General features: G+C 50.2%; 17 protein-coding genes and 1 pseudogene. 3 read left to right on the top strand and 15 right to left on the bottom strand.

All coding sequences use genetic code 11. The features are described 5' to 3' along the window. Positions 1-9: 9 nt before the first annotated feature. From efeU to Q4C79_RS06635, 13 genes are all read right to left on the bottom strand, one after another. Complete coding sequence (gene efeU, locus Q4C79_RS06695) at positions 10-837, bottom strand: iron uptake transporter permease EfeU (RefSeq protein ID WP_303090248.1); 828 nt, start codon at positions 835-837, stop codon at positions 10-12. Positions 838-1,001: 164 nt separating this feature from the next. Then, positions 1,002-2,000, bottom strand: coding sequence for a 4-hydroxythreonine-4-phosphate dehydrogenase PdxA (gene pdxA / locus Q4C79_RS06690; protein ID WP_303090247.1), 999 nt, complete (start codon positions 1,998-2,000; stop codon positions 1,002-1,004). 147 nt (positions 2,001-2,147) lie between these two features. Continuing rightward, positions 2,148-2,408: a hypothetical protein gene (locus Q4C79_RS06685; protein WP_303090246.1), complete on the bottom strand. Its 261-nt coding sequence runs from the start codon at positions 2,406-2,408 to the stop codon at positions 2,148-2,150. A 158-nt stretch (positions 2,409-2,566) separates the two neighbouring features. Further along, positions 2,567-3,970 carry a sensor histidine kinase KdpD gene (locus Q4C79_RS06680; RefSeq protein WP_303090245.1) on the bottom strand — a complete coding sequence of 468 codons (1,404 nt, stop codon included), beginning with the start codon at positions 3,968-3,970 and terminating at the stop codon, positions 2,567-2,569. Positions 3,971-4,012: 42 nt separating this feature from the next. Beyond that, positions 4,013-4,672: a response regulator gene (locus tag Q4C79_RS06675; RefSeq protein ID WP_303090244.1), complete on the bottom strand. Its 660-nt coding sequence runs from the start codon at positions 4,670-4,672 to the stop codon at positions 4,013-4,015. Between the two features lie 464 nt (positions 4,673-5,136). Further along, on the bottom strand, positions 5,137-7,230 hold the full coding sequence (locus tag Q4C79_RS06670; protein ID WP_303090243.1) for a peptidase domain-containing ABC transporter: 2,094 nt from the start codon (positions 7,228-7,230) through the stop codon (positions 5,137-5,139). 545 nt (positions 7,231-7,775) lie between these two features. Next, positions 7,776-9,047: an HlyD family secretion protein gene (locus Q4C79_RS06665; RefSeq protein ID WP_303090242.1), complete on the bottom strand. Its 1,272-nt coding sequence runs from the start codon at positions 9,045-9,047 to the stop codon at positions 7,776-7,778. A gap of 616 nt (positions 9,048-9,663) precedes the next feature. Next, entirely contained in the window at positions 9,664-9,855 is a 192-nt protein-coding gene (locus tag Q4C79_RS06660) for a hypothetical protein (RefSeq protein ID WP_303090241.1), read from the bottom strand. A 31-nt stretch (positions 9,856-9,886) separates the two neighbouring features. Then, a complete protein-coding gene (locus Q4C79_RS06655; protein WP_303090240.1) occupies positions 9,887-10,201 on the bottom strand; it encodes a hypothetical protein in 315 nt (104 codons plus the stop codon). 721 nt (positions 10,202-10,922) lie between these two features. Beyond that, a complete protein-coding gene (locus Q4C79_RS06650) occupies positions 10,923-11,450 on the bottom strand; it encodes a hypothetical protein (RefSeq protein WP_303090239.1) in 528 nt (175 codons plus the stop codon). A 95-nt stretch (positions 11,451-11,545) separates the two neighbouring features. Further along, positions 11,546-12,700, bottom strand: coding sequence for a cupin domain-containing protein (locus Q4C79_RS06645; protein WP_303090238.1), 1,155 nt, complete (start codon positions 12,698-12,700; stop codon positions 11,546-11,548). Positions 12,701-13,245: 545 nt separating this feature from the next. Next, complete coding sequence (gene murA, locus Q4C79_RS06640; protein WP_303090237.1) at positions 13,246-14,496, bottom strand: UDP-N-acetylglucosamine 1-carboxyvinyltransferase; 1,251 nt, start codon at positions 14,494-14,496, stop codon at positions 13,246-13,248. Between the two features lie 134 nt (positions 14,497-14,630). After that, positions 14,631-14,879, bottom strand: coding sequence for a BolA family protein (locus Q4C79_RS06635; RefSeq protein ID WP_303090236.1), 249 nt, complete (start codon positions 14,877-14,879; stop codon positions 14,631-14,633). Positions 14,880-15,026: 147 nt separating this feature from the next. Here Q4C79_RS06635 and ftsE point away from each other — a divergent pair, with 147 nt between their 5' ends. Continuing rightward, positions 15,027-15,677, top strand: coding sequence for a cell division ATP-binding protein FtsE (ftsE, locus tag Q4C79_RS06630; protein ID WP_303090235.1), 651 nt, complete (start codon positions 15,027-15,029; stop codon positions 15,675-15,677). Further along, positions 15,677-16,600: a permease-like cell division protein FtsX gene (ftsX, locus tag Q4C79_RS06625; protein ID WP_303090234.1), complete on the top strand. Its 924-nt coding sequence runs from the start codon at positions 15,677-15,679 to the stop codon at positions 16,598-16,600. Before ftsE ends, ftsX begins: the two co-directional genes overlap by 1 nt. A gap of 248 nt (positions 16,601-16,848) precedes the next feature. On the opposite strand, the gene Q4C79_RS06620 is transcribed toward ftsX, so the two are convergent. Beyond that, complete coding sequence (locus Q4C79_RS06620) at positions 16,849-18,678, bottom strand: trehalase family glycosidase (RefSeq protein WP_303090233.1); 1,830 nt, start codon at positions 18,676-18,678, stop codon at positions 16,849-16,851. A gap of 45 nt (positions 18,679-18,723) precedes the next feature. Here Q4C79_RS06620 and Q4C79_RS06615 point away from each other — a divergent pair. Next, a pseudogene (locus tag Q4C79_RS06615) lies at positions 18,724-18,927 on the top strand (signal peptidase). Here Q4C79_RS06615 and Q4C79_RS06610 read toward each other — a convergent pair. Further along, positions 18,871-19,077: hypothetical protein (locus tag Q4C79_RS06610; RefSeq protein WP_303090266.1), on the bottom strand; the 207-nt coding region annotated here is incomplete at its 5' end. The pseudogene Q4C79_RS06615 and the gene Q4C79_RS06610 sit on opposite strands and share 57 nt — an antisense overlap.

Below are 19,077 nucleotides of genomic sequence, written 5' to 3'. Positions count from 1 at the left end.
ATCACTCCTTTAAGCAGTCGTTATTTTGTGCCCGGCAGGTTTGCTGCCGCGTAAAAACCAGAATACAACGGGAATCAGGTAAACCAAGTAGCTCACCACGTCGCTCACGGTGGGATGGTCGGTATAACCGAAGAACCCGCCCAAGAGTACGCCCAGCGGGCTGTCTTCATGCAGGATTTTCGACCAGTCGGCCAATAGGGTTTGGCCGGCATTCCACACCCCCGCTTCATGCAGGGCGCGCAAAGCGCCGGAAAAGAGGCCGGCCGCGATAAAAATCAGCAGCACGCCGGTCCAGCGGAAAAAACGGGCCAGATTGATGCGCATGCCGCCTTGATAAATCAGCCAACCGATAAGGGCGGCGGCGGCCAAGCCCAACACGGCACCTACCGGCATGCCGGGCGAAGGGCTTTGCTCAAATACCGCTATCAGGAAAAATACGCTCTCCAACCCTTCGCGGATCACCGCCAAAAAGGCCATCAGTACCAGTGCCCAGCCTGAGCCGCCCTTGTTGAGTGCAGCCTGTACCGAGTCTTGCAAATGCTGCTTCATGGAACGCGCGGCTTTTTGCATCCATAAAATCATATAGGTGAGCATGCCCACGGCGACCAAGCCGATCAGACCCACCACAAATTCTTGCTGTTTTTGCGGGATTTCGCCGGTGGTACGGTGGATGGCAAAGCCGACTCCGAAGCACAAGGCGGCGGCCAACGCTACGCCGGCCCATACTTTTGGCATCAGGTGGCGGTAGCCGGATTGTTTCAAAAAGCCCGCTACAATGCCCACAATCAGCGCGGCTTCGATGCCTTCGCGCAGCATGATGAGAAATGCGATTAACATAAAAATCAGGGAAGATGTTGAATAAATATGAATACATTATCTTCTTGTATTTTTATAAATGCAAATTATTTTTATTTGCAAAAACGAGATTTGTGCGTATAAAAACAGCACAATGCCTGTCTGAAAAGGCTTTCAGACAGGCATTGTGCGGAGCGTGCAGCTGGCTACTGCTGGGCGTTTGCCGGAAATACGGCCTGCGCCATTTGCAAAGCGGTTTCCAACGCCACTTTCAGGCTACCGGGGTCGGCGCGGCCGCTGCCGGCCAGATCGAGCGCGGTGCCATGGTCGACCGAGGTACGGATAAACGGCAGGCCGAGGGTGATGTTGACGCCCTTGCCGAAGCTGGCGAATTTCAAAACCGGCAGACCTTGGTCGTGATACATCGCCAATACCGCATCGGCATCTTGGAGCATAAAGGGCTGGAACAGGGTATCGGCCGGGTAGGGGCCGCGTACGTCGATGCCTTCGCTGCGCAAGCGGGCAAGTGCCGGTTCGATGATATCGATTTCTTCGCGGCCAAGGTGGCCGCCTTCGCCGGCGTGCGGATTGAGGCCGGCCACCAGAATGTGCGGCGCGGCGATGCCGAATTTATGCTGCAAATCGTGGTGCAGAATGCGGCTGACGCTGCAAATCTTATCGAAAGTAAGCGCATCGGCTACTTCGCGCAGCGGCAGGTGGGTGGTCACCAAGGCAACCCGCAAGCCGCCGCCGGCCAGCATCATCACCACTTGGGGCGTGTCGGATTTATCGGCAAGATATTCGGTGTGGCCACTGAAAAACGGGCCGCCGGCTTCGTTAATCACGCCTTTGTGCACTGGCGCGGTAACCATGCCGGCGAAGCGGCCGTCTCGGATGCCTTGGTAGGCGGTATCCAATAATTGCAAAACATAGCCGGCATTGGCCGGATTGAGTTTGCCTGCCCGGCAGGGGGAGGAGAGCGGGATGTGCAACACCTCTAAGCTGCCGGGCGGGGGTGTTTGCCCGGGTTGGTAAGGATGCAGGGTAACGGGCAGGCCGAGCATTTCGGCGCGCGTTTGCAAAAGCCCGAGGTCGCCGAGAATAACGGCGCGGCAAGGCAGGCCGTGGCCGGCGAGCGAGAGACAGATATCGGGGCCGATACCGGCCGGTTCGCCGCTGGTAACGGCGATAACGGGAAAAGTCATGACGGATACTTTCAGACAGGCATTTGCCGTTTAAGAAAGGCTACAGTGTACCCGCTGGCGTGTCGTTATAAAACCCCAAACCCCGATTTCGGCTGCTAACGAAATCGGGGTTCGGGGGGTTGCTGCAAGAAGGTAACTTCGTAAAACTTAGCGTTTGGCCGGCGCTTTCACAGCGGCTTTGGCCGGGGCTTTTTTAGCCGGTTTTTGTTTTTTCTTTACCGCCACTTTTTTGTTGGCGCTTTTTTTCTTGGCTTTGGCAGCCGGTGCTTTGGCCTCAGCGGCTTTCTTAGCGGCCGGAGCTGAATGAGCATGCTCGTGTTTTGCCGGTTGCGCGGCCGGAGCGGAGAAGCTGGCGGCGGCAAACAGAGCCAAGCTAGAGGCCAAAATGGCGGAAGTGATTTTTTTCATGGTTAACTCGTTGGGTAGGAAAGGAATTTTTAAAACAATGTTTGCTTGCTGCTTTAGATAAAACCGTATTCGGTTTCCATGCTTCGCATCATAAGCGCCGAAACTTAGCGTTTACTTAGCGGCGTGTTTGCTTTGCGACAAATTTGCGCCAAATTTTGTTAACGGTGGTTTGCCGGTTCGGCGGCGGGTAGTCGCAATATTACCCGCAAGCCGCCCAACGGGCTTTCAGAAAGAGTGATATCGCCGTGGTAACGGCGTACCAGATTTTGTACGATCGCCAGCCCCAGTCCGCTGCCTTGCGCTGCTGCGGTGTCGCTGCTGCGGTAAAACGGTGTGAATACCTGTTGGTATTCCTGCGGTGAGATGCCGCTGCCGCTGTCATCTATCTGCAAAACCGCTTTGCGGTTCTCGGGATAAAGGGCCAATTCGATGCGGCCGTGTTCGGGGGTGTATTTCAAGGCGTTTTCCAACAGGTTTTGGCACAGTATCCGCCAATCCCGCTCGGGCAGGGAGGCGGTGGCCTGTTCTAGCCGGGTAACGGTAAATTCTTGGCAGCGGCTCTCGGCCAATAGCACGATGTCGGGTAACAGCCTCATCAGCGTATCCGACAACGGCAGCGGCAGATAATGGCCTGCGGCAGGCTCTTCGCTGCGTGCGAACGACAACAGGCTGTTGAGCAGGCGGCTGTGGCGCTCCAGGCTGCTGCGCAGGGCGGCGAGCACTTCTTGGCGCTGTTCTTCGGTGGCGGCGGTGTGCAACTGCTCGGCTTGCAGCGTGAGCGCGGTGAGCGGGGTGCGCATCTGGTGGGCGGCGTTGGCGACGAAGCGGCGGTTGAGGTTGTGCGCCTGTTCGAGTTCTTCGAATTGGTTGCGTATGGTGTCGATAAAGGGTTGCAGCTCGCTGGGAACATTATCGGCATGCCGATCGAGCGCGCGCGAACCTTGGCGGGAAACTTGTTCGGTGAGTCTGTGCAGCGGACGGAACAGGCGGTAAACGGTGATGTTGCACACCAGTATCAGAAACGGAATCATCAGCAGCAATGGCCACAAGCTTTCCCAAGCATTTTGTATGGCGACGGTGTTGCGGTAGTGGCTGGATTGCACGATCAGCAGGCGGTTGTTGCGGCTGATGGAGTGCAGGTAAATCCGCCATTGCGCCGTGTTGTTCGGGGCGCTTAACGTGTGAAAGCCGTCGCCGAGCAGGTGGATTTGCCCGCTTATCGGTTGGTTGTCGAACAATTCGTCGAGATGGCCGTCGGCGGTTTCAGCGATTTGGGTGTCGGAGAGCATGCCGGCGTCGGAGAGTAGCGGCGAAGAGGCTTCGGAGAAGTCGTCGGGCGCGGCATCGGAGGCGGCTTGTGTATCGGCTTCGCTGACCACGTCCTCCGCTTCGGTGTTGACCAGTTTGACCAGATTTTCCATTTCGCGGTCTTGCAGCTCCTGCGCAGCGCGGTAGGCGCGGTTGAACGACAAAACGCCGGAGGCGGTGGCAAACAGCAGCAAGCCTAAGCTAATGTACAAACTGATGCGTACTTGCAAAGATCGGAGGTCAAACAGCTTCATGCAATTGTTTTCTTTCAGACAGGCATGGCGGCGGGGGCGGCTTTAACCTTTTTCAACAAACCAGCCGATACCGCGCACGTTTTTAATCACATCGCTGCCGAGTTTTTTGCGCAATTGGTGGATCAGGAATTCCACCGCGTTGCTCTCGACTTCTTCGTTCCAGCCATAGAGCTTTTCTTCCAGATCGCTGCGGGAAAAAATGGTGCCGGCGCGCAGCATCAGGGTTTCGAGCAGGGCGTATTCTCGGGCGGGCAAGCGCTGGATTTTGCCGTCGCGCAGGGCTTCGCGCTTGGCCGGGTTGAGGGTGAGGATGCCATTGCTAACGAGCGCGTCGGCCCGCCCGCTGCGGCGGCGCAAAACGGCGCGGATGCGCGCCAGCAATTCCTGCAAATCAAAAGGCTTGATGATGTAGTCGTCGGCGCCGGCATCAAGGCCCGCGATGCGGTCGTCCACTGTATCGCGGGCGGTAATGATGAGTACCGGCAAGTCTTGCTGCCGGCGGCGAAGGCTTTGTAAAACCGCCAAACCGTCGCGGCAGGGCAGGCCCAAATCGAGCAGCAGGATGTCGTAGGATTGTAGCGACAAGGCGTTTAACGCCGCTTCGCCGTCGGCCACATGATCGGCGGCATAGCCTTGCGCGCCCAGCAGGCTGCATACGGCTTGGGCGATGGCTTGGTCGTCTTCGGCAAGGAGGATGCGCATGGCAAAAAACAGTGTATGGAAAAATATGCGCTTATTGTAGGCGCAGGTACGGTGTTTGCCTACCGGGACTTTTGCAAAATTCTTTTCAATACCTTAAACATATACGTCACGCTCAGGCCAAGCTCGAGTATGACCAAATAAATCTATTCAGGATTAAAACGGCTTTTTGCAAAGGTGTCCTACCGTTTGATGGTGCGGCAAAAAGGGAAAATGCCTGTCTGAAAAATATTTTTTCAGACAGGCATTGATATTGCCACAGCGGCGGATTGATTTAGGAAATGCGTTTTATCTTGGCGCCCACTTGGCCAAGCTTGGTTTCGATGTGCTCGTAGCCGCGGTCGAGGTGGTAGATGCATCCGATAAGTCTTCTCACTTTTAAAAGGCCGTCTGAACGGGTTTGCTCGAAATGGTTTTGATTTTCCTGATAAAACCTGTTTGGGTAAGTTTTAATGTCAGCAAACATTTCAAGCGGTCGCAGCCAAATCAAAAACCCTATCAGCCGATTCAACGGTTTCTTTCCGGTGTGCCGCCATGACTTTGGTAAGCGGTAAATTTTTCAGATAGGCATTGACCGCTTTTTCATTGGCGATATCCAAATGACTGGTGGCTTCGTCGAGAAACAGGATTTTCGGATTTTGATACAAGGCGCGAGCCAATACGATACGCTGCTTCTGGCCGCCTGAAAGTGCGCTGCCCATATCGCCGATTAAGGTTTCATAGCCCATGGGCATGGCAGAAATTTCATCGTGTATCATCGCCATACGGGCGCACCGTTCGATTTTTTCCCGGTTGGGGGTTTCATCAAAAAAGCCGATGTTGTCCGCAATCGAACCGGCAAACAAAACATCGTTTTGCCGCACCACTGCACTCAAGCTGCGGATAAAGCGCGGCGGCAAGCGGTAGATATCGTGGCCGTTGACCAGCACTTTGCCCGATTCGGGCTTGAGGTTGCCGCACAAAATATCCAAAAGCGTTGACTTGCCGCAACCCGACCGGCCAACCAAAGCCAGCGACTCTCCCGGCTTGACAGTTAAATTCACGTTTTGCAACACATAAGGCTCGTTTTCGGCATAGCGGAACGACACGTTTTCCAAGCGGATTTCGATGCCGCCCTCAAGATTGGGAATACCGATGTCGGGTGTGTGTTCGCTTTCTGTTTCGGTTAACACGATATCGGCCAAGCGTTCACCGTGCAGCGACAGCATTTTTACCTGCACAAACTGATTAATCAAAGAACCGATACGGCTTTCAAACTGGTTTTTATAGGCCAAAAAAGCCATAAATACGCCTACGGTAAACAAGCCGTCCAAAATATCCAGCGCCCCCAAATACACAATCAAGATATTGGCGGCACCAAACAACAGTGTATTGGCAAAGCTAAACCAAATGCCTAGTTTTTGTACAGTTAGCCCCGTGTTGACTGTATCGGCAAACAAGCCCATCCATGTGCCGTGCCGTTGCGTGCTTTTGCCGAACTGTTTCACCGTTTGTACGCCCCGTATGGTTTCCATAAAATAAGTGCTCTGTTTGGCGGCGTGTACAATATTTTCTTCCGTGGCGCGGCGTAGCGGGTAATAGGCAGCCCAGCGGATTAAAATATAAATCAGTAGCGTAACCAACACCACCGCCGTCAGCTTCGGGCTGTATACCAACATTAGTGTAAGCGTAAACACAGCCATCAAACTGTTGAGAACCAACACGAAAAAAGTTGATGTGAGCGTATTTTGAATACTGTCTGCCGCACCGAAACGAGACACCACATCACCCAAATGCCGCTTGGTAAAATAATCGGTCGGCAAATCCAGCAGGCGTTTGAAAATATTCGATTTCCACTGCATACTCAAGGTTGTGGCGAAATACATTCCTACCCAAGACTGAAGCAAAGACACCGCCTGCTGCACCAGCATTAACAAGCCGAAGCCCAAAGCCAGTGTTACCAGCAGATTACGGTCGGCGGTTACAACCACATGGTCGATAACCCATTGTATGAAAAAAGGCGATACCAAAGCAAACACTTCCATGGCCACCGCCAAGAGCAACAGTTGTACCAGCGAGCGGCGCAAGCCCGTAATGCCCTTCAGCATGGGCAGGATTTTAATCTGTTGTTCGTTTTTCTTTTCCTCAAACTGCGTGTTCGGCCACATCTCCAAGGCCACGCCGGTAAACTTGCGCGATACCTCCGACATCTTCACTTTGCGCAAGCCCGTTGCCGGATCCATCACCACGATATGCTCGGCCGCTACCGATTTCAACACCACAAAATGATTCAAATCCCAATGCAGGATACAAGGCAGGCGCAGATTGCCCAATTCGTCCAATTCCAAACGCAGCGCGCGCGAAGTTAAATTCATATCGTCGCCGAAGCGCACGATGTCGGCCATATTCGCCCCTTTGAGCGAAAACGCATATTTCTGCCGCAGTGTACGCAAATCGGTATAAAAACCGTGATAACGCAATATAGAAGCCAAACAGGCCAAGCCGCATTCGGCGATTTCGGTTTGCAATACCACGGGGAGTTTTCGGGTAAAACCGAAGGAGAGGCGGTTTAGATAATCCATTATTCAGGTTTGATTAGTCAGATAGAAATTATTAGGAAGGCCGTCTGAAAGGCTTTCAGGCGGCCTTTATCAGATTGCTTTTCTGTTATCTAAACTTGTATGGATTAAAAATCAAGACGATTTTTTTTATCGGCACAAGTCTTGTATAACTTTTCTGCACTGTATACCCCCAAACTGGTACAGATAGAAAAAGCAACCAGTTTATAGATATTGGAGGTATCGGTAATACTAATGAATAAATAATAAATCAGTGCCCCTGATAAGCAACCCAAGAGCCTGAATATTTTCAGTTTCTTCATCATTTCCCTCCTTTCTTTAATCTGCCGGAATGTTTCCGTTTCTGATTTCCGTGTGAACTTGATTGATATAATCCTCGCCCATTTGGTTATAGTCTCTGGTTTCAATATAGTGTCCCAGAGCAGCTCCGCCAAGGCTACCGGCTGTACCAAGTCTTGAACCAAGAGCACTACCGATAGTTGCGCCCCATCCGGGTGGGGTGGCAAAACCTTGGCTTGCTTTTTGAAAACGTATTAAATTTTTGAAGTTTAATTTAATTTTCCTGAAACACTGTAAAGCGGATCCAGCACCCACTCATACAATTTCTTGCTGCCGTGAAGAATATCCGCTTCTAAAATCATGCCGATTTGTAACGGCTTTTCCTCGCCGTAAGCTGTTACCGACTGCTTTTTCAACTTCACCTTCACCAAATAGGCCGGTTCGTTAACCAAGGCGGGATTGGCAAAAATCAGCCCCAAACCTGAAAGTTCCTGCTTGCCCAAGGCTGTTTTTGCCACCGAAACAATTTCCCCCTCCGCATGGCCGAATTTCTGATACGGATATGCCTGATAACGCAGCACTACTTTTTCCTTAGGCCTCACAAACCCTGCAGCCTTGCTCGGCACATAAAGGCTGGCATATAGCTCGGTCTGTTCCGGCACAATGCTCATCAAAAGCCGCGCAGGATCCACCTGCTGACCGGTTTCCACATTCGGCGTGGCCGCATAGCCTGATTTACCGGCGCGGATAATCTGTTCAGAACGCATCTCAAAATCCAGCACCTCTTGCGAAATGTCTGCAATCGAGCGTTCAAGCTGGCTTTGTTCCGTTTGATGGCGTTGCGGCAGGCTCTCAAGCGTCAGGTTCTGTGCCTGGATTTCTTGCAGTAAGCCCGCCTCTTCACTGCGGTAGGCATCCAGTTGTGATTTTTGCTCCAGCATTTCAGCTTCCATATTCATTACTTCCTGCTTCGACACCGCATCATTCGCATTCAGATAACGGTATTTTCCCAACATTTCTTCCGCCAGCCTTACCCGGCTTTTTTGGCTGGCAATACGTTGTACGATATGGCGGTGTTGGCTCTTCAGGCGGGTAATCGCGCTTTCCAGCGAGCGTTTTTCATTTTGGTGAATCAGCTTCAGCCGTGCCAACTCCTGTTCCGCCAACGTTTTTTTCAAGGCCGCTTCCGAAGCCAGCCGCTGTTGGATATTGCCCTGTGCACCGAAGCGCGATGTTGAGAGCGCGAACAATTTGTCGCCGGCCTTTACCTTGTCGCCATCGTTCACGAATTTTTCCGTAATCACGCCGGAATCCGGCGCATACACACGCACCACTCCCGAATCCGGCAAAAGCTGGCCTTCCACCGTTGTTTTCTCGGTATAGCTGCCGAAAATCAAAAACAGTATCACCACTGCCGCAATCAAACAGGCACAGCCTGTCAAAAAAGCAAACGAAAACGGCCGCGTGAGAATAATCCTGCCCGTCCAACGGTTTTCACGGGCAGCCAATACTTCAGGACGGAAGAAAGGGGTTTGGGACATGGTTTGAATGTTGAAAAATAAAGACAAAATTTTCAGACGGCCTAAAGCAGAAAGGCAGCCTGAAAGAAAAACAACGGTATCTATATTTGCTGCCGTTTTGGCGGAGACTGGATGCTTATCCGTTTTTTTTGGTGAGGTATCGGATAATCGGCTCAATCAATGCCACTCCTGCAACGGCAAACAACGTATAGCTCAGCCAATATTCCCGACCCGACTCAGGCATGCATACATTGCCTGCCAGCAATCTATGTAAAAACAGAAATATAAATATGGCTATAGCGGTAAAGGCGGGGCGGATTATCTTTTTCATCGTAACACCCTGATAATCAAAAATCTTATGTTGGAAAAATGTAAGCAACGTTGGAATTTTCTACATCAGTCTGTTAAATTTAAATATGAATCCGGATTAATAATGATACCAATACAGAGCAAGGGTAATGAAAACGGCAACCGCCGCCGACAAAATATGAATGCTGAAGCCATATTTGTTTTTAAATACCGCGCCTAATTGAAATATTCGTGTCAAGAAGAAAAACACAAAAAACAGACTGATACAAACCGTAATATAGGGTGATAACATAAAAAATCCTTTTGAGTTTATTTATCCCAAACGCGGTTAACCGGCAAATAATTTAACCAGCCCGGTTATCAACCCTGAGATGAGAAAAAATACCCATCTGATACCGAATCCGTATTTTTCTTTATCAAATTTATACTCCCATCCCAATAGCTTTCCGATAATAACCTGTAGTAAAAAACTTCCTAAAAAAACGGCTCCTAAAAGAATTTCTATTTTTTGTATATCCATTTTATCCTCTTGCTCTCTAACGCCCTAGGATTCAATAATTAGTACCATCGTAATTGTTTCCATCCTGCTGCTTATCTATCCGCTCCAGACCACCCTGAGCAATTCCGCCAGCGGTAGATATCCCTATCGTATCAACCGCAGTCTTGATTCCTACTGGTCCAGTCAATGCCCCAGCCATAGCGCCAAGACCAGTTGCATAAGTTGCGTCTCGAATGCTGAACTCTTCGCCACTTGCTGCAACAGATCCCGAATATGCAGCCAAACCGGCAGCTCCTCCTACCACTGCTCCGGGAACACCTACCGAGCCGCCAACAATTTTCAAATCTTGAATATTCAATTCATACATTTTTATTACCTCGCAAGTGAAATTTGACTAATAAAAACAAATGGCTTAAACAAAATATTGCCATTATCGAAACAAGGGTATAAATGCTTAAATTAAAATAAAGATTGTCTTTTTTTAAAAAAAAGATAAAAACACAATAAAAAATAACAGTTAAATAAAACAGCAAAATTTTTAAATATTGGATTTGGGCATAATCGGCAGCATTTGGCTTGAAACTAATCATTTTATAGATCAATACCAGCGTAGAGGCTGCAAAAGCCGGCGATACCAGAATGGCAAATAATCGGGCAATATGGCTATCCGACAAGTCAAACCTAAATTCGCTATAAATAATATAAAGATTTAATAAAATAAATGAAATTGACGAAGTATTGATTAGAGAAATAGTATGTTTTGATAAATCTCTCATTGTTCCCTCACAATCTCAATTGAATCTTCTCCTATCCGATACTATTTAGCCTGCCAAAAATATTTTCTTATTGCGTAATGGCTGCCAATGCTGAGAATCAGGAAAATTAAAAAACCTTTGGCATACAGTAAAAAAATTCTTTTATCAAAGTTGTTGAACAGCAGTTCATATAAACATAAAAGAACACTTAACACCGCTATCGATATAAATATGAATTTGCAAATATTTAATATGGTAACCAAAATGCCTCCTTTCTTTTTATGAGTGAATAATGGAAGACAAATCCCGATAGCCTCAATATGAAATTGAGGCTCAACCTCCATAACTATTGCCAGACTTATCCTGTGCAAAGTTGTCATAATTAGTTCCATCCTGCTGCATTAATAGAGGCATAGTTGAATCTGGCTGCACCATGAAACCTGGGCCTAAATTAACGGGATTCGAATTTAACTGATTCCCTATATAATCTACCCCCCGTTCTATAGCGGCTCCCCCCATAGCGCCGAACATCGCTGAATTGGTAGTAGAGGAACCAATGGCTCCAGCAAATGCAGACCCCGCTAAGCCCGATACGGTAACTTCTTGCTCCTTAACTATTTGTACGCCTGCATAAGCACCCATCCCGGTAATTGCTCCCTGAGCTGTTTTTCCGCCGGAGCCACCAGATACAACTCTTAAATCATAAATAGACAATTCATACATAATTTTCTCCTGTAATTTACTAATCCAAGTTAAAGAACTTTTTAGCTTTTGAAAAAAGCCAAATTCCAACTGGAAATATAAAAAAATAAAAGCTAATGTCTTTATAATATTTATTTTCAATGATTTTATAAAGAACATATTTATCAAATAATGCCAAGGTCGACATTATTGATATAAAAAGAATAAATTTGATTATATTTTTTAGATTAAATAAGTTTTTCATAAAAATATATTTAATTATTTATCTCTAAAACGTCGAATTGAGCTAATCTTTCAATTATCTCTCTGATTTTATGTTGTTCTTTCCCGCTTTTTTCTTGGTAAAGTTGTTGGAGCGTTACTGAGCGGTTTGGCCTGAGTTTTTTCAGCAAGTGTATGTTTTCTTCGTCTAAATTCAGTTTAATCCCGTTTGAAATCAGATACCCTTTCTCTAAGGTTGAATCGTCTATCGTATTCAGTCTCAATAATGCATCTTCGGGCAAGCCTTCTGAATACGGGTTACCTAAGATTTCAAAGTTGAAGCCGCTATCGGTTCGCTGATCGCCGAGAAATTCCTGCATAAAGGTTTCATAATTGATTTTCTCGGTGATTTGTGCGGCAAATTCTTCAGCGGCGGCTTTCAGACGGCCTTCATCATGCGTCCAGCTTTGCAGGCTGTGGCGGAATCCGGCAATATCAGGGACTTTTTTCATCAACCATTCCATATAGTTATAACCGTTAGGAGGAAAAGTGCCGACGGCAAGATGGAATGTTTCGCAACCCATGGGCACGGGGTTGTGCCACCAGCCGCGCGGGATATAAAGGATATCACCGGCTTCCAACACCACTTCCATATCAGCAGTTTCCGGCTCGGGAATATGGGGCAAATCTTTGCTCTGCTGCATATAAAGCGGCATGTCGAAATTGGGGGCGGAAAGGCTCCAATGCTTTTTACCTATCAGCTGTACGGCGAATACGTCGCGGGTGTCCCAATGGTTTTTGTAGGATGCATCCTCTCCAAAGGCAAGATAGCCGCTAACGATAGTATGCGCTTGGGTAAAACGGGCGATTTGCCGCGCAATGTTGTCGGAAAACGGTTCGTTGTTGATACGGTTGTAGACCAAAGTTGCGCCGTCTTTCAGGTATTCGTATACCGCCGCTTTTTTGAAGCGGTAACGGATGCGGCCGACATCATTGAAAGATTCCACATAATGCTCTTTGGGAATCAGTGCGCCTTTGCGGAACTTGAATAAATCGTCTGCCGGATTGGCTCGTTGGTACATTTCGTTAATGCCGCGCCAAACCGTTTCTCTATCGGGCAGGCTGACAGCTTGTTTGAAAAGATAGGGCTTCCGGTAGCGGTATTCGCTCAAAAACGTATCTTGCGGCAGTTGAAAATCAATATTCAAAACAAATTCCTTTTGATAATCGTTTCTTTTATTGTTTATGATGAATGTATGCTATCAATTTATTTTGCATAATTCAATTATTGGTGAGTGAAATGTTGAAAATAGCTATAGTATTCTAAAATAATCGGGTTTATTAACACATATTTAAGGGGAATTTCTTAAATTTGGATTGATTAACCGTTAAACATTCAAAGCTATTAAGATTAAATATCGAGATCAAAAAGAGATATAGCGGATTTAATTAACTTTCGATACAAGGCAGTAAGCCGCAGACAGTACACACGTACGGAACTGATTCTGTTGCCGCTTCAGCGGTTTACAAAATCGTTACTCTTTGAGCTTTGGCGCAGCTACGAGGTAGCGGAAGTTAAGTTAATCCGCTATACCTGTACTGTCTTCGGCTCGGCGTATTGTCCTATTCTGAATTTAAGCCACTAAATTAAATCCGCTATATGGCTGGCTGTTGACTTGGCAAAAAGGGAAAATGCCTGTCTGAAAAATATTTTTTCAGACAGGCATTAATGATTGCCACAAGGCGGATTGATTTAGGAAATGCGTTTTATCTTGGCGCCCACTTGGCCAAGTTTGGTTTCGATGTGTTCGTAGCCGCGGTCGAGGTGGTAGATGCGCTCGACGATAGTTTCGCCGTCGGCTACCAAGCCGGCAATCACCAGGCTGGCGGAGGCGCGCAGATCGGTGGCCATTACGGTGGCGCCGGAGAGTTTTTCCACGCCTTTTACAATGGCGGTATTGCCTTCATCGGTGATGTTGGCGCCCATGCGGTTGAGTTCGGGTACGTGCATGAAGCGGTTTTCAAAAATGGTTTCGATAACCGTGCCTTCGCCCTCGGCAATGGTGTTCATCGCCATAAACTGTGCCTGCATATCGGTGGGGAAGCCGGGATGCGGTTCGGTACGGATATCCACCGCTTTTGGGCGCTCGCGCATATCGATGGCAATCCAGTCGTCGCCCGCTTCGATAACGGCGCCGGCTTCCACGAGTTTGTCGAGCACCGCTTCCATGGTTTTCGGCGCGGCGTTTCTCAACACTACTTTGCCGCCGGTCATCGCTACTGCGCACAAAAACGTACCCGCTTCGATGCGGTCGGGTACCACGCTGTGCTCGCAGCCGTGTAATTCTTTTACGCCTTCCACCGTCATCACCGGGGTGCCGATGCCGCTGATTTTCGCGCCCATTTTTACCAAGCATTCGGCCAAATCCACCACTTCGGGCTCGACGGCGCAGTGTTCCAATACCGTGGTGCCCTCGGCCAAGGTGGCGGCCATCAGCAGGTTTTCGGTGCCGCCGACGGTAACGAAGTCCATCACCACGCGTGCGCCTTTGAGTTTGCCGCGGGCTTTCACATAGCCGTGTTCGATGGTGATTTCGGCGCCCATTGCTTCCAGCCCTTTGAGGTGTTGGTCGACGGGGCGCGAGCCGATGGCGCAGCCGCCGGGCAGGCTCACCTGCGCTTCGCCGAAGCGGGCGAGGGTGGGGCCGAGCACCAGAATCGAGGCGCGCATGGTTTTCACCAACTCATACGGGGCGACGGTGTTGTTGACGGTGCCGCCGTTGATTTCGAATTCGTGGATGTTGTCGGTGAGCACGCGCGCGCCCATGCCTTGCAGCAGTTTTTGGGTGGTTTTTACGTCGCGCAGCATCGGCACGTTTTTCAGGCGCAGGGTGTCGGCGGTTAACAGGCCGGCGCACATCAGCGGCAGGGCGGCGTTTTTGGCGCCGGATACGGTGATTTCGCCGTTTAACGGGCCGTTGGCGGAAATTTTGAGTTTGTCCATGAATGGGGCACTTTCGTTGTTTTTTATCAGGGCTTGCGTATGTTTGGGTGTTTTCCGGCCATGCCTGTCTGAACAAACGATAGCTCTTCAGACAGGCATGATGATGGTGTGAGACTGCATTTGCCGGCGGCAGTTCAGGAATGTTTGTCCGCCCATTCCTGCGGGGTGGCGGCGACGCTGATCGACAGCGCGTGCAATTCGTTGGAAGCGATTTTATCGGCCAAGCCGTCTTTAATCAAACGGTGGCGCGCCAGCCGTGCTTTGCCTTCGAAATCGGCGGAAACGATTTTGGCAAAAAAATGGTGGCCGTCGCCTTCCACTTCGATGTGTTGGCATTGGGCAACGGCGGCGATCATTTCTTTCACTTGTTCGGGGGTGAGCATGGCTTCTCTTTCAGACAGGCATAAAAGGTTTATTATAGCTGAAAAAACCGCTGTTCATGACAGCACGATTCACGCCTGTTTTCTCGCGGCGGCCAAGCTTATTGTATAATCGGGCTGCTTTTTCTTTTTACCTTCCGGCAAGCAATCATGATCCGTTTCGAACAAGTGTCCAAAATTTACCCCGGCGGTTTTGCGGCGGTGAAAAATCTGAGCTTCACCATTCATAAAGGCGAGATGATTTTTCTGGCCGGCCATTCCGGCGCGGGCAAGTCGACCGTCTTAAAACTGATTTCCGGCATCACCCGACCCACCGAGGGCAAGGTGTGGATGAACAACCAGAATATCGGCGAATTGAACGATAACCAACTGGGTTATCTGCGCCAGCACATCGGCATTGTGTTTCAAGACCATAAAATCCTGTACGATCGCAACGTGCTGCAAAACGTGCTTTTACCTTTGAGAATTATCGGCTACGGCCGCGAGCAGGCCGAAAAGCGGGCGCGCATCGCCATTGAGAAAGTCGGCCTAGCCGGCAAAGAAACCGCCGATCCGATTACCTTATCGGGCGGCGAGCAGCAGCGTTTGTGTATCGCCCGCGCGGTGGTGCACCAGCCCAGCCTTTTGATTGCCGACGAACCTTCCGCCAACCTCGACCGTGCCTATGCCTTGGATATTATGGAATTGTTCAAAACCTTCCACGAAGCCGGCACCACCGTTATCGTGGCCGCCCACGACGAAACGCTGATGGCCGATTACGGCCACCGCATTATGCGGCTCAACCAAGGGAGGTTTGCATAATGAGTGCGAAAAACTATCTTTCGCTGCACTTGGAAGCCGCCAAAAGCGCGGTATCTCAGTTGGCCAAACAACCCATCGGTACTTTTCTGATATTGGCGATGCTGGCGGTGGCGATGACTTTGCCGCTCACCCTTTATCTTGGCGTACAAAGTGCGCAGGCGGTAGTCGGCAAGCTTAACGAAGCGCCGCAAATTACCCTTTATATGGAGCTGGAAGCCGGTGATCAGGACGAGGCGGCGGTGCGCAAGCTGTTGGCCGATGACAAGCGCATCGAGCGCTATGATTTTGTCGGCAAGGATCAGGGCTTGGCAGAATTGCAGAAAAACATGGGCGAGCAGGATTTGGTTGCCATGTTGGATGAAAACCCGCTGCCTGATGTGTTTATCGTGAGCCCGGCCGGCAACAGCACGCCGGATGCCATGCGTGCGCTGCAGGCCGATCTGGCCAAACTGCCGATGGTGGAGAGCGCCAAGCTGGATGCCGAATGGATGCAGACTTTGTATCAGGTGAATGATTTTGTTGGAAAAATCTTTTATTTTCTGGCGGTTACTTTGAGCCTGGCTTTTGTTTTGGTGGCGCATAACACCATCCGCCTGCAAATTTTGAGCCGCAAGGAAGAAATCGAAATCACCAAACTTTTGGGAGCGTCTTCTTCCTTTATCCGCCGCCCCTTCCTGTATCAGGCTGCTTGGCAGAGCCTGGCCGCCGCCGCCGTGAGCTTGGTGCTGTGCGCTTGGCTGATGAACAGCACCAAGCCCTTGGTCGGCCAGATTTTCAAGCCTTACGGCATCAACATCGAATGGCGTTTTTTCTACGGCTGGGAGGTGTTGCTGGTGTTGCTGGTGGTGACCGCGCTGGGCATCGCCGGCGCCGCGTTGGCGACGCAGCAGCATTTGCTGAGCTTTAAGGCGAAGAAATCTTGATAAGATGTGTTGCAGAATGCCTGTCTGAAAAGTTTTTAGCGAAGCTAGAAACTTTTCAGACAGGCATTCTTTTCAGACAGGCATTGGGCCGTTATATAGTTAAACCGTTTGTTTGGTAACAGTTTCGTCATACTCGGGCTTGACCCGAGTATCTCCTTTTCCTAAAAATTTCCGAAACCCAAAAAGATACTCGGGTCAAGCCCGAGTATGAAGTGTGTACTTTTTCTTAAGCGGATTCACTATATCGCTTAATCCACCGTTTGCGCCAAGCCGTTCAATTGGGCTTTTTGTACCTCGGTTAGCTTGGCGATACCCAGAATCAGAGAGGCGTTGGTCCAGCCGAAGCCGCCGGCGGGCAGATATTCGAATACGGTGCCGACATTGCCGTATTCCACATCGGTTTTGTGCGAGCCTTTGACCACGTCGAATTTTTCCGGAATCAGGCCGTTGTATTCCACCGTGGCGCGGATAATCATCTGCACCCAAGCGTAGGCGGCATCGTGCATTTCCTGATGATAACCGTAGCGTTGCAATCCTTCCCAAAGCAGGATTTGGTGCGGCGCCCAGCCGTAGGGATAGTCCCACTGGCGTTCGGGGCCTTGGATATGCGGCGGCAACGGGGCGGTAGCGGAAATGCCGCCGGCGCACATCAATTTCGGCAATTGCCCGCGCACCAGTTTTTCCGCCTGTTCGGGTTCGCACAAGCCGGCCCACAAAGGATAGAGATTGGTGGCAGAGTCAAAAATCTGCGCTTGGCCCCGGCGCACGTTGTAATCATAGAAACAGCCGGCTTCTTCGTTCCACAAATATTCCTGCACCAAATCGTAACGCGCCTGTGCTTTTTCATACCACTCGCTGCCGCTGTATTCGCGGCCGTTATGGTGCAAGCCTTGCGGGAAATAGTCGTCGATGAGCGCGGAGATTTTCAGTTCGACATCGTAGAGCACGGCATTGAGGTCTACGCAGGCCAAGTCGGCGCATAAGTCGTCTAACCGGGCGGTAGTGTCGTGGCCGCTTTCGCGCATGGCGCGGTCGTGTACGAAATAGCGGTCGAGTTCCGGTTCGACGATTTCGCCGGCATCATAGCGTTGCTCGTATTCTTCGGCGGAGAGGTTTTTCTGTTTGGCGTATTTGCCGATTTCCAGCTTGAAATGGCCGGGTTCGGTTTCTTTCGGACGACCACTGCCTTCGTCAAAATAGCGGTTGAGGCCGATTTCGGCAAATAGATGGGTTTGCGGATTCATCCACACTTTTTCGTATTCGTCGATGGCGATGGCCAAGTGATCGGCCAGCCATTCGGTACTCAGGCGCGATTCGTATTGGCGGTAGAAAGCGCAGAGCAGGGCGGTATAAAACGGCGGCTGCGAGCGGGTGAGGTAGTAGCTGCGGTTGGCGTTGAGCATTTTTCCATAGTATTTGATTTGGTAGGCGGTGTTTTCCACCAAGCCGCGCGCCAGCTCGAATTGGTCGTGCGCCATCAGGCCCAGCGCGATGAAATAGCTGTCCCAGCCATACATCTCGTTGAAGCGCCCGCCGGGTACCACATAAGGCACGGCCTCGCCGCGTTCGGCATCGTATTTCAACGCAAGCAGACCGGGTTTTTTATCGATTTCGGCCAGTTGCGCAGTGCTAAATGGCGGTGAGGGCAGCTCGATGATTTCGATTTGCGGATGGGCGGCGCTGATGCGGCGGTAGTATTCAAGGCCGGCGGCATCGGCGGCGGGTACATACAGATAGGCTTTGTCGCTGCTGCGTTTTTCGTCGGCCAGCACCGAAAGCAGGCTCGCTTGATCCAAGCGGCGGGTGAGGATGGACCAATAGTAGTTTTTCATCAAATAATCAACGCGCGCCAAAGGCTTCATCGATACTTTTTCCATATCGAGGCGGCCTTGTCCCAGCCACACTTCCTGCAACAGATTGGCCAGGTAATAAGTACCCTCAACCGTAACGCTTTTGCCGTGAATATCTTGCACGGTAAAGCTTTTCGGGCCGGTATCGTCTATGGTAATGGTTTTGCTGCCGTCGGTGTCTTCTTGCGAGAGCAAGGCAGCCAGCACGTGTTGCGCGTCAATCTGCATGATGTTTTCTCAAATAGGAAAAGCGTGGAAAAAGCGTGATTATAAATGAAATTGAGGCAAAGCCATGTATTTGGAAAAAATAAACAAAAATGCCTGAGACCTTTGCAAAACCCCCATCTGCGGCGCATTTCTGCGTTGTGTGCTGCTCGCTCGCTTGCCTAACTCTGTGTTATGTCTGCGCTCGCTGCGCTGCTACGCCTTGAACTGCATCCACATCCAGGGGTTTTGCAAAGGTCTCTGCCTGTCTGAAACGGTTTTCAGACAGGCATTTCGGTTTATAAACCCTTTTATAAACGCTATAATCCGCCCATTCGGATAATTATCAAACCAAAAGGCAAAACACCAACCATGACCCAACGCAAAATCCTCGTTACCTCCGCCCTGCCGTATGCCAACGGC

Origin of the sequence: Neisseria sp. (genome assembly GCF_030523955.1) — a bacterium.
Lineage (GTDB): Bacteria > Pseudomonadota > Gammaproteobacteria > Burkholderiales > Neisseriaceae > Neisseria.
The sequence above is the reverse complement of the archived record's forward strand: the minus strand, read 5'-3'. Positions and strand labels throughout refer to the sequence as shown.